The sequence below is a fragment of the Amycolatopsis sp. CA-126428 genome, from assembly GCF_002904335.1.
GTDB lineage: Bacteria > Actinomycetota > Actinomycetes > Mycobacteriales > Pseudonocardiaceae > Amycolatopsis.
The window spans coordinates 54,476-65,031 of record NZ_PPHF01000120.1; the positions used below are offsets into that span (position 1 = coordinate 54,476).

At 68.2% G+C, this 10,556-nt stretch carries 10 protein-coding genes and 2 pseudogenes; 8 read left to right on the forward strand and 4 right to left on the reverse strand.

Annotated features, from left to right (window positions below):
- Window positions 1-53 precede the first annotated feature (53 nt).
- From C2L58_RS28775 to C2L58_RS28800, 6 genes are all read left to right on the forward strand, one after another.
- Window positions 54-668 (forward strand): RNA polymerase sigma factor, encoded by a 615-nt coding sequence (locus tag C2L58_RS28775; RefSeq protein ID WP_103340806.1) that lies wholly within the window; start codon window positions 54-56, stop codon window positions 666-668.
- Entirely contained in the window at window positions 668-1,471 is an 804-nt protein-coding gene (locus tag C2L58_RS28780) for a hypothetical protein (RefSeq protein WP_103340807.1), read from the forward strand. The genes C2L58_RS28775 and C2L58_RS28780 overlap by 1 nt, the downstream gene beginning before the upstream one ends.
- 143 nt (window positions 1,472-1,614) lie before the next feature.
- Window positions 1,615-3,096 carry a hypothetical protein gene (locus C2L58_RS28785; RefSeq protein WP_233225998.1) on the forward strand — a complete coding sequence of 494 codons (1,482 nt, stop codon included), beginning with the start codon at window positions 1,615-1,617 and terminating at the stop codon, window positions 3,094-3,096.
- A gap of 278 nt (window positions 3,097-3,374) precedes the next feature.
- Window positions 3,375-4,157 (forward strand): DUF1963 domain-containing protein, encoded by a 783-nt coding sequence (locus C2L58_RS28790; protein ID WP_146073708.1) that lies wholly within the window; start codon window positions 3,375-3,377, stop codon window positions 4,155-4,157.
- 334 nt (window positions 4,158-4,491) lie between these two features.
- Window positions 4,492-5,376 (forward strand): helix-turn-helix transcriptional regulator, encoded by an 885-nt coding sequence (locus C2L58_RS28795; protein ID WP_103340810.1) that lies wholly within the window; start codon window positions 4,492-4,494, stop codon window positions 5,374-5,376.
- A gap of 128 nt (window positions 5,377-5,504) precedes the next feature.
- Window positions 5,505-6,467 carry an SMP-30/gluconolactonase/LRE family protein gene (locus tag C2L58_RS28800; protein ID WP_103340811.1) on the forward strand — a complete coding sequence of 321 codons (963 nt, stop codon included), beginning with the start codon at window positions 5,505-5,507 and terminating at the stop codon, window positions 6,465-6,467.
- A gap of 176 nt (window positions 6,468-6,643) precedes the next feature.
- On the opposite strand, the gene C2L58_RS28805 is transcribed toward C2L58_RS28800, so the two are convergent.
- The gene (locus C2L58_RS28805) at window positions 6,644-6,829 is read right to left on the reverse strand and encodes a hypothetical protein (protein WP_103340812.1); all 186 of its coding nucleotides are present in this window, start codon (window positions 6,827-6,829) and stop codon (window positions 6,644-6,646) included.
- A gap of 216 nt (window positions 6,830-7,045) precedes the next feature.
- Here C2L58_RS28805 and C2L58_RS51720 point away from each other — a divergent pair.
- Together C2L58_RS51720 and C2L58_RS51725 are read left to right on the forward strand one after the other, a co-directional pair.
- Window positions 7,046-7,272 (forward strand): annotated as a pseudogene (locus C2L58_RS51720) (RNA polymerase sigma factor); the annotation flags it as partial.
- Window positions 7,273-7,496: 224 nt separating this feature from the next.
- Window positions 7,497-7,676, forward strand: a pseudogene (locus C2L58_RS51725) (molybdopterin-dependent oxidoreductase); the annotation flags it as partial.
- Between the two features lie 20 nt (window positions 7,677-7,696).
- On the opposite strand, the gene C2L58_RS28820 reads toward C2L58_RS51725, so the two are convergent.
- From C2L58_RS28820 to sigK, 3 genes are all read right to left on the reverse strand, one after another.
- On the reverse strand, window positions 7,697-8,119 hold the full coding sequence (locus C2L58_RS28820) for an ATP-binding protein (RefSeq protein WP_103340813.1): 423 nt from the start codon (window positions 8,117-8,119) through the stop codon (window positions 7,697-7,699).
- A 460-nt stretch (window positions 8,120-8,579) separates the two neighbouring features.
- Entirely contained in the window at window positions 8,580-9,299 is a 720-nt protein-coding gene (locus tag C2L58_RS28825; protein ID WP_103340814.1) for an anti-sigma factor, read from the reverse strand.
- Window positions 9,296-9,889 (reverse strand): ECF RNA polymerase sigma factor SigK, encoded by a 594-nt coding sequence (gene sigK / locus C2L58_RS28830; protein WP_103340815.1) that lies wholly within the window; start codon window positions 9,887-9,889, stop codon window positions 9,296-9,298. The genes C2L58_RS28825 and sigK overlap by 4 nt, the downstream gene beginning before the upstream one ends.
- Window positions 9,890-10,556 lie beyond the last annotated feature (667 nt).

Sequence of the window (10,556 nt, forward strand, 5' to 3'; positions counted from 1 at the left end):
GGCGGGGACATGGTGGTGTGACGACAATTGCAGATCAGGAGCGGGGGCGATGGATGCGGCCCGGCCGCAGCGCGGACGCAGAACCCCCTCCCGCCGGCAGTGACCGGACGTTATGGGAACAGGCTGCCCAAGGCAGCACCGCAGCGTTCGGGGAGTTGTTCGGCCGGCATGCCGGTGCAGTGTGGAACTACGCCTACCGGCTGACCGGGTCGTGGTCGGTGGCCGAAGACCTGACCTCCTCGGTGTTCCTGACGGCGTGGCGGCGTCTCGGTGACGTGACGTTGGTGAATGACAGTGCGCGGCCGTGGCTGTACACCGTGACCAGCAACCTGGCCCGCCGTGAACAACGCAGGCTGGGCCGGTTCGCCAGTGCGTTGTCGCGCCTGCCACGGGGTGGCGTCGTGCGTGATCACGCCGAGGACGTGGCCGGCCAGGTCGACGCGGACCGCAGGTTGCGGGCGGTTCTGGACGCGGTCGCCGCGCTGCCCCGCGCCGAGCGGCGGGCCGTCGAACTGTGCCTGCTAGGCGGTCTGTCCACCGCGGAAGCCTCGGCTGTGCTCGGGATCGCTGAGCCGAGCGTGCGCGCGCGGATTTCCCGGGCCCGCGGCCGCCTGCGTGGCCTTCTGCGGGACACCCCCCTTGACGCACTCACCACCGAGGAGCTGTGATGACCGACGACTCCGACCTGCCGCGGGACCGCCCGATGCCCGATCACCTGCGCTACGCCCTGTGGGCTCGGCTCGAGCCGCAACTGGCGGCCTCACGGGGCGGCGAGCGCCGCAGGAAGCCAGGCAAGCCATGGGTGGCCGCCGCCGCGGTCGGTGTCCTCGCGGTCGCCGCCGCGGCGGTGTTCGGGCCGGCGCCCGACACGGGCCCCAGCACCACTGCGGTCCCGGCCGGCGCCGGATCCGGGTCTCTTGCCCTGGGCAAGCCGGCGACGCCCACCCCCGCCCCAGGGGAGATGAAGCTGGTCAGGGACTGCGTGAACGCCACCCTCGCCGACGGGATAGCGGTGCCCGATCGGGAAAGCTGGCGACCGGCCGCCGGCGTCGATACGGACACCCCGCACGGTTTCCTGGTCATCCGCAATGACAGGGCTGCCGCGGTCTGCATCATCGACGGCGGCAAAGCCGTCGGCATGATGGGCGCCGACGTCAACGACATGACCGGCAGGCGCGGCGGCTACGCCAAGCTCACCGCCGAGCGCCCCTTCGACCCCTTCACTGGCCTCAGCGGTCTGCACGAACCGGAGTTCTTCTTCGGGATCGTGACGGACGACGTGACCGCGGTTTCACTGATCGAACCGGACAACTCGGTGACCCCCGCCTCCCTGCGCGATGGCACGGTCGCTGTGAAAGGCAGCGAGCGACCGTTCTCATCGGGCGAGACAGATCATTTCACGTTTCATTTCCGGGTGACCCTGAAGAACGGGAATGTTCTCGATCTCCCGGAGACTGTCCGGAGCCGCTGATAACCGCGTTCCTCATCCGTGGTTGCGCGGTCCACTACCGAATGTGTGCGCTGGTGGTCAATGTTCGAGATATCTGATGTGCAAGGAGCAGAGCGATAATGGCGACAGGGTTGCTGACGCGTCGGTCGAGCAACGAGTCCTCGGTGCTCGACCGGTCGCGGGTCTTGTTCGCTTCGGCGGGTGGGTTGCCGATCGGGGTGGCCGTGGCGTCGGCACTGGTTTTTCTGCTGGTGCGTGTCCATCTGATCGACGACACCTACATCACGTTGAGCTACGCCCGCAATCTCGCGTTCCACGGGCACTGGGGGCTGCTGGCCGAGGGCACCACCAACACCGCGACCTCGCCGCTGAACGTGCTCTGCCTGGCGGTGTTGACGTTCGTGGTGCGGGACGCGGTGTTCGCCGCGGGCGCGTTGTACGTGGTGTGCCAGGTGCTACTGGTGCTCGCCCTGCGTCGGCTCGGCGCGGCCACCGGCCTGCCGGGCTGGTTCCCGGTTCTCACGATCACCGCGCTGACGGTGAACCCGCTGTTGGTGTCCTCGATCGGGATGGAGGTCGAGCTGGGCGCTGCGGGACTCGCGTGGCTGCTCGCCCTCTCCGTGGAGCGGCGTCCGTCCGCGTTCGGTCTGGTCGCGGGGATGGTGGCGTTGGTCCGCGTCGATCTCCTGATCTTCGCAGTGGTGATCTTCGTGGCCCGGCGGCGGCCCTGGGTCGATGTCCGGCGCAGTGTGCGTGTCGCGGTGCTGGTCGCGGCGCCGTGGTTCGTGTTCAGCTGGGTGGTATTGGGTGCGGCGGTGCCGGACACGGTGGTCATCAAGACGTTGCAGGGCGCGCGACGGGCCTGGGGCCGGTGGGAGTTCGGCAATGGCCCCGGGCTGTACTGGCAGGGGATGCCCGGGCAGACCGTCCTGGCGTTTCTGCCCGTCGGGCTGGCGCTGCCGGCCGGGCTGTACTGGCTGATCCTGGTGGTGCGACGAAACTCCGCCAGTCGCCGGCTGCTCCCGTTCGCCGTGCTCGCCGCGGCGGGAGCGGTATACAGCCTGGCGTACGTTCAGTTGCGGGTGCCGCCGTACCACTGGTACTACGGACCTGGCATTGTCGCTGCGACGGTGTTCGCCTGCGCCGCCACCGCCGGGTTCGTACGCCGGGCCGAACGGGGACTGAGCCTGCTCCTCGTGGCAGCTTTGCTCCTGGCCGGCGTGGCGGGGTACGCCCGCGTCGGCCTGCCCCGTGACTTCGCTCCGTTGACCTCGAACTACACCTCCAGCGAACAGTATGCTCAAATCGGGCGCGACATCGCCCGGCTGGCCGGTGGCAAGACTGTGGCAAGCGCCGACGAGATCGGCGTGCTGGCCTACACCTGCGGCTGCGCGATCATCGACGTGTTCTCCGACCGCGGACTGATGCCCCAGGCGATCACCGAGCTCGAAGCGCGTACCGGACGCTTGACGCGCGGGCTGCTCAGAGTCAACTTCGCATTCTTCGACGACACCGTACGGCCACGCCCACTCGACCTCGCTCTGCGGCGGATCAACGGCACCCCGCCACCGAACTACCTGGCGACCTGGACCATCTCCGCACCCCTGTCCGGCACAGCGCAGCTCTATCTGGTCCCCGCGTCCTGAATCGGAACCCGGCCGAGCACTGTCCCGGCGTTGCCGGATCTAGTACAGCAACTACACTCATTTGTGTTGTGGTAAAAGGACTCCCCCGGCTGCGGCCAGCATGGCCACACCGAGTGCGCCCTCGACGGGAACCCTTTCGTGCAGCGGAGTTCCGGCGACGGGTCGGTCACTTCCCGCACCACGAAACAGATGCCATCGGAACACCGAGACCCGTCCCACCGAGATCGCCTGGCGATTCCCCGCATTACGCGGCAGTCCTGGGCGATAGGCTGGTCGCCATGGACCTCCGGAACACCCAGATTCTCGACGAATTCCGAGCTTTGGCTATCACCAGGGACATTCCGGCCGCGGATGTGGAGAAGTGGCTGGAACTCGTCCGCCCGTTCGCATCCATGACAGCGGACGGCGACGGCCCGGTCCTCGGCCGATTCGGTGGACCGATCATGCTTCCCGCCGACGCGTCCGAACCCTGGTGCCCGCTGATCGCCATCATCGACTGCGCGGCCCTGCCGAAGGAAGCGACGGACCTCTCCCTGCCACCCGACGGCAAGCTGCTGCTCTTCGGTTACCCCGATCACGAGGTCGGCGGCAGCGCTGCGTACGTTCCGGCAGGCACCGCGGTCGAAGAGCGCCACCCAGCGAGTCGGATCGGCGACGAGGCGGACGAGGAAACCCTTGAGATCCTCCGAGAATATCCCTTGGGCGACATCCACCTGTCCCTGGGGGTCTGCCTTCCCAGCGACGGACTGGTCCCGGTGCTGGCCGAGATGTGGAAAGACCTGTGGGAATACCCGACCTTGATGCTGGGGGGACACGGAAGGAGCCACGACTTCGACCCGGTCCGCGACGCCGCGGCCGAAGCCTCGTTCCTGGCATCGGAAGAACTCGGGCTTCCGCACGACCCCGACGCGGTACCGTCCGGAATGGAGGACTGGGTCCTGCTGGCCCAGTGCTGCATCTACCGGGCGCCGGGCGCCGACATCTTCTGGATGATCCGACCCGGGGACCTGGCCGAGCGCTGCTTCGACCAGGTCCGAGTTCTCGTGGACTACAACCCCTGAACACCGGCGATCTGAACCCGCAGGACGGCACGGCTTCGGCTTTCACCCAGCAACATCCTCAGGCGACCGGGGGAACGTCGGTCGCTCTTGTTGCGCGATCGGCTGCCGAGCTGGGTTCTCAGGTTGATTCATAGCCGGGCTTCGGCACCCCTGGCCCTCGCGGGCTCCCACCTGGGCGCGGTGCCCTGCGGGCTCGGCGGTAGGACTTCTGTGCCGGACTCCATGACGGCGCCGTCGGAGGTGAGCCGTTCGTCCGGCGCGTGTGCCGTTCCCGGCGTTGCGTATCCCTGGCTGGGACAGGTAACGCGCTCAGAGCCAGGGCATACTCGGATCCATGAGCGAAACTGCGGGACTGGGCGACTTCCTCAAGACTCGGCGCTCGCAGCTTCGCCCGGACGCCGTCGGCGTGCCGAGCTACGGTGAGCGGCGACGTGTGCCAGGGCTACGACGGGAGGAACTGGCACGACTGGCCGGTGTGAGCGTCTCCTACTACACGAGGCTCGAACAAGGGCACTCGTCCAACGCCTCGCCCGAAGTGCTGGACGCGCTCGCCACCGCCCTGCGGCTCGACGAAGCCGAACGCCGGCACCTGCACGTCCTGGCAAGGCCGACGAGGCACCATCGCCGGACTCGCCGGCCGGCGCCCGAGCGCCTCTCGGAAGCGACCGGTCAGTTGCTCGACGCGCTGGTCGCCGTTCCCGCGATCGTCCTCGGCCGCCGCGGTGACGTAGTGGCCTGGAACAGCCTCGGACACGCGTTGTTCGCGGGTCACCTCGACGTCGACCTGGCGGAGGTGTCCCGCCGTCCGAACATGGCACAACTGGTCTTTCTCGACCCACACACCCGCGAGCTGTACGCAGACTGGCCGAGCAAAGCCAAAGCGGTCGTGGGGAACCTGCGCCTGATGGCGGGGCAGCACCCGGACGATGCCGCACTGTACGAGCTGGTGGGACAACTGAGCGCGAAAAGCACCGAATTCGCCTCGATGTGGGCTGACCACCGCGTCAAACCCTGTGCCACGGCCGATTACGAGATGAGGCACCCGCTGATCGGTCCACTGACCGTCACACAGCAGACCCTGAGCACCGGAACGGGGCCGAGCATCGTGGTCGCCACCGCACCACACGGCTCGCCGTCGCACACCGCGCTGGCCCTGCTCGCCCAAGCCACAGCGTCGACTATCCCGTATTCGCCGGTGAACCGGATCAGCTCCACCTGATCCGGTTCACCGCGACCCCACGGCCACTGACGGCCGTTGTTCCATCGTCCTGCGCGAAGCATGCCCAGGCGGTGGTCACACCCTGAAAGACGCGGCGCTGCCGCACGCCCGGAAACAGTGAGGAAAACATGTCCGTAAAACCTGTCAAGCACGGACTCGTAGCCGCGGTTCTGGCCACGAGTTCCCTGTTCGCGCTCGGCGCCGCTCCCGCGTCGGCAGCGACTTTCCCTCTGTGCTCGACTCGCATCGTCCAGCACTTCGACCTGGACAAGGGGCAGACGCCCGAGAGCATCGTGCTGGCTCCGAATGGCACTGCCTATGTGGCCTTCGCCAAAGCACGACAGATCGCCGAGATCTCGCCCGGCGGCGCCATCCGGATCCTGGCCACGCTGCCTGCCCCCGCGGACGGCGGAGTCAACACCCCCGCTCTGGGGTTCTCGCTGACGGTCGGCATCGACCGCGCTACCGACGGCACCCTGTACTTCCTGTACGCCACCGGTACCGCCGACCTCACCGGCGTGTGGCGCCTGCGTCCCGGCGGCACACCCCAGCGCATCGCGCCCTTACCCGCGACCAGCCTGCCGAACGGCCTCGCACTCGACCAAAGCACCCGCAGTCTCTACGTCGCCGATTCCACCGGGGCCGTCTGGCGAGTGCCTACCCAGGGCGGGACCGCGACGGTCTGGTCGTCCGACGAGGAGCTCGCACCGGCCGGGTTCCTCGGCGCGAACGGAATCAAGCTCCGCGACGGAGCCGCGTGGGTGACCAACCTCGACCGGGGCACCATCGTGCGCATTCCCCTGCGCGCAAACGGAAAGGCCGGTTCCGCTCAGGTCTCCGTTACCGGCCTGCCCGGAATCGACGACTTCGCCTTCACCGGTAGCGGTAACGAGCTCATCGCTGCCTTGGACACCACCAACCAGGTGACGCTCGTCAAGCCCGACGGCACGCACACCGTGGTGCTGACCGCCGCCGATGGACTGCAGGGGCCGACCGCGATCGCCCTGCGCGGCCGCACCGTCTACGTGCCGAGCGCCGCCTACCTCACCGCCAAGGACCCCAACCTGCTGCAGGCCCACTTGGGGCGCTGACAGCCCGCGCAATCGGTGTCCGACCTGCTGGCCGGGCGTCGACGTCCTTACGGCTGCGGCCGCCTGGCGGCAAGTTCGTCGTGTCCTCCATGGGGAATCTCCAGCACTCCGATCGTTGAGCGCGAACGACGAAGTCCTGGGCGCAGGCCAACCGCGGCTCCGGCGCCGACGCCCTATCACCAACACCCGACCGCGATCTCCGGCACGCCCTGCGCGTCGGAGATCGCGGTCCGGCCGCTGACGACCGGCGGCCACCGAGCGGCCCGCACCGACGAGCACTGCGAGATCGTCCTGCTCGAGGAGCAGGTCGCGGCCGGTACGACGCGGCCCGGATCAACGAAGGTGAAAAGCTGCTGGAGCACACTCTGCGTTGTAGCCGGCCCGGGCCGCGTTGACCAGCGCAAACGACGCGCCGACAGGACACTTGACTGGGGAATCTCAGAGAGCAGGACTGGCCCTAATCACAGAGCGTCATCACAGGGACGTTCAACATCGACGCCTACCCGCCGACCTTCATGACGGAACGCTGAAGACGGTTGCGGGCAAGTAGCGCCGTGCAAACTGAGACTGCGCCGGAGGTGAGCAGCCTGCTCGGCGACGATGCTCTGATAGAGCTGTATGACTCCCATGTCCGCGACCTGCATCGATACCTGGTCCGCAGGGCAGGTCCACAAGCGGCCGACGACTTGGTCGGTGAGGCGTTCCTGGTCCTGTGGGAACAGCGGAGACCTTCGATCCGGAGCGGGCGAGCGCCGAGGCCTGGCTGTATGGCATCGCCACGAACCTGCTGCGCAGGCACGCCCGAAACGAAGTCCGCCGGTTAGGTGCCTGGGCACGCGATCACGGGCAACGGTCCTCGACAGACGACATCGGTGACCGCACCGCGGTCATGGTCGACGCGACGTCACCACCCCAGCGGTCACGGCTGCGGGTATTGTCTGCGGCCGCAGCCGGGGCTCGCGCTGGCGGCCGCTTTGGCTGCCGGGCACCTGCTCGCTGGTCTGATCAACATCAACGCGGAGGCAAGGCGCTCCGATCAAAATCGAATCTCGCATCGACACTCCGAAAGGATTCGCGGGTGCAGTGCGGGTGGCCGGGACGGCGTGGCCCCAACACACCGATATCGTCAAGATCGAGGTCCGCACCGATCAAGGGCGGTCGCAGGAAGCCGCCTTGTCCCAGGAAGTGACCGTCAACACGTGGCGGATGTGACACGCCTGCGTCTCGATCTACATTTCGGCCGGGTAGACCTTCACAGGCACCAAGGCCCACACGACTTTGCCGCGGCTGTCGGTGCGGACTCCCCAATCCAGGGACAGCTGCCCCACCAGCCGCAACCCGTACCGCATCGCGACGACCCGCACCGCGCCCGCCACCGGATCACCGTCGGTGACCTCGACCAGCACGTTCTCGGGCGTATGACCGATTCGCAACAACATCGGTGTCGTCGCATGGCGATAGGCATTGCCGACCAACTCATCGACTACCAGCAACACCGCCCCGAAACGGTCGTCAGGCTCCGCGCCCGGCAGCAGCGCCTCAACCATCGCCGCACGCACCTCCCGCAGATCCGGCCGGCCCGTGAGATCGACCGTCACATCCGCCGCCGAACCTGCCCGCTGCCTGATCCGTCGGTCATCATCAAACGTCATGCAGTCGTTCCTTCCATTCCGCCTGAATCGTGTTCGTTACTCCTCCGCGGGTGGATGGGGTCCGTTCAGGGGATACGGCGCACACCGTCACGGTGGACCAGTCCGCCGGACCGAGGGTCTCGGACTGGCGGTGGAGGAGCAAAGGGCGTGCGGAGAAGGATCGAGGCGCGGATGAGCGTGCATGGCTGCGGTCCTCGGGCGAGGTACCGGCGGCAGTAGACAGCCCGGTGGGCCTCCTTGAGCGCTTGGCCGCCAGCAACGGGGCGGCGTTCGCGGCGCTCTACGACGACATCGCGAAAATTGTCCTCACACGGTCATCAGGCACGATCCGGATGGCGACCGGATCATCAGGAGTTCGGAGGTGTTCGGCTGGTGGACAGGTTGCCGGTGCCGGACCACCCAGTGCGTGACAACGCGGCGAACGCTCGGTCACCGAGGTGACCGGGGCTCTCACGCTGAATCAACTGACGGTGAGGTTCGCGACCGATGGTGTGGTCGGCTGCAGGGATCCGGTGGCGGGCTCGACGGTCACCGCGATACCGTCGGTGGCGGAGGGGAGGGCCACCTCGACGGTGCCTTCGGGGCCGATCAGGCCTGCCGAGCGTGGAGCACCCGGGCCGGTCAGCCACGCCTCGTAGGCGTGGCCGGCGTCCAGCCGCGGCAGAACCTGCGCGACGATAAGTACCTTGCCCAGCCTCCGGGAGGCCGTGACCGTGACCGAGCCGCCGCCGGCCACGGCCGCGCGCACGGTGGTCGCGTCGGGCGCGGACGTCACCGCACCGCCGTCGGCCACCGGTACCGGACGGCCGGGAACCGACTGGTCCAGCCCGATGCTGATCCCGCCGACGAGCACCCCCGCTGCGGCGGCGACGGACGCCACCCCGATGAGTGCTTGCCTGCGCCAGGGGACGCGTCGCGCCGGGGCGATCGGCTCGGTGGAGAGGTGGGGCGGCTGCTGGCGCGTTTGGGAGACCTCGGTGAGCACTCGTCGGCGGAAGCTCTCGTCCGGGCCGACGGCGGCGGCGGTGGCCAGAAGGGCGGCGGTCTCGCGAAAGCCGGCGACTTCGTCGGCGCAGACGGGGCATTCGCTCATATGCCGGGTGAACGCGGCACGTTCGAGGTCGTCGACCGCGTCGAGGGCGTATGCGCCGGCGAGGATGTGGGCGTCGGCGGTGGTCATCGGTGCACTCCCAGAGCGTCGCGCAAGCGGATCAGTCCGTCCCGCATGCGGGTCTTGACGGTGCCGATAGCGACACCGAGTTTCTCGGAAACCTCCCGGGTGGTGTAACCCTGAAAGTAGGAGAGCGGGATCGATTCCCGCTGCAGGTCGGTCAGCACCGCCAATGCGGCGCGGACGTGCGCCCGGTCGAGCCGGTCAAGCGTCGTCTCGGTGACGTCGTCGTAGGGGCGACGTAGGTCCAGCCGGTCGGCTCGCTCTTCCCGGTTGACCGCGGACTGCCCGGATCGGACCCGGTCGATCGCGCGCCGATGAGCGATGGTCAGCACCCAGGTCTGCACGCGCCCGCGTGCGAGGTCGAACGTCGCTGCCTTGCGCCAGATCTCGAGCAGGACCTCCTGGGTGACCTCTTCCGCGTACGCCCGGGAGCGCAGAACCTGGAGCACGGTGCCGAAGATCGGCCCGGCCAGGTGGTCGTACAGCGCGGCGAAGGCCTGTTCGTCCCCGAGCGCGGTGCGGGAGAGCAGCTGTTCCGGTGTGGTCTCTGGCTCCGAACCGGGGACGGTGCGGAGCGCGACTGCGTGGGCGGTCATGGCACCTGTCTTTCCCGGCGGGTGCCGAGTCACTTGCCGCGGTCGGCGGCGTGTCACGAGGAGTTCGTCCCGGCCGGCCCGCGCGGATTGGTGTTGTGACGAGAAACCTCAGCTGGTCACCCGCACGGGCGAGCACGCAAGACTGTCCACAAAGGATTGTGCGAGCCGCGGTGTCGTTCGGTCCGAGCAAGAGGCGGACCTGATGAGGAGAACGCGATGGCAGGCTCGGCAGCGGTTTCGTTCGAGTACTTCCAGCCGGGCCGGACGGTGACGAATGACGAACTGGCGGACCCGCTGGGAACGTCGGATGCGTGGATCCGCGAGCGGGTCGGCGTGCGCAGCCGCCGGATCGCGGCCCCCGGGCGAGCCGGTCGCCGACATAGCAACGGCCGCCGCGAACACTGCCTTGCGGCGGTCCGGCCACCGCCCTGGCGACGAGGACCTCGTGGTCGTCGCTAACGGCACCGCGTTCGACCCTATGCCCAACGTCGCCTGCCAGGTCGCCGAGCGGCTGGGATCAGCGCGCCCGGGACCTTCGACCTCAACGCGGCGTGCTCACGGTGCCTTCGTCCCCTGGCCGCGTCCGACACGCCATCTAGTGTCGCGCGTCGTTAGTTGGTTTACGATGATGGGTTTGCGATGATGGTGTATGCCTTCGTCGGGTTTG

Coding starts and splice junctions, on each gene's coding strand:
- C2L58_RS28775 (WP_103340806.1), top strand. CDS start 54: ATGCGGCCCGGCCGCAGCGCGGACGCAGAACCCCCTCCCGCCGGCAGT.
- C2L58_RS28780 (WP_103340807.1), top strand. CDS start 668: ATGACCGACGACTCCGACCTGCCGCGGGACCGCCCGATGCCCGATCAC.
- C2L58_RS28790 (WP_146073708.1), top strand. CDS start 3,375: ATGGACCTCCGGAACACCCAGATTCTCGACGAATTCCGAGCTTTGGCT.
- C2L58_RS28795 (WP_103340810.1), top strand. CDS start 4,492: ATGAGCGAAACTGCGGGACTGGGCGACTTCCTCAAGACTCGGCGCTCG.
- C2L58_RS28800 (WP_103340811.1), top strand. CDS start 5,505: ATGTCCGTAAAACCTGTCAAGCACGGACTCGTAGCCGCGGTTCTGGCC.
- C2L58_RS28820 (WP_103340813.1), bottom strand. CDS start 8,119: ATGACGTTTGATGATGACCGACGGATCAGGCAGCGGGCAGGTTCGGCG.
- C2L58_RS28825 (WP_103340814.1), bottom strand. CDS start 9,299: ATGACCACCGCCGACGCCCACATCCTCGCCGGCGCATACGCCCTCGAC.
- sigK (WP_103340815.1), bottom strand. CDS start 9,889: ATGACCGCCCACGCAGTCGCGCTCCGCACCGTCCCCGGTTCGGAGCCA.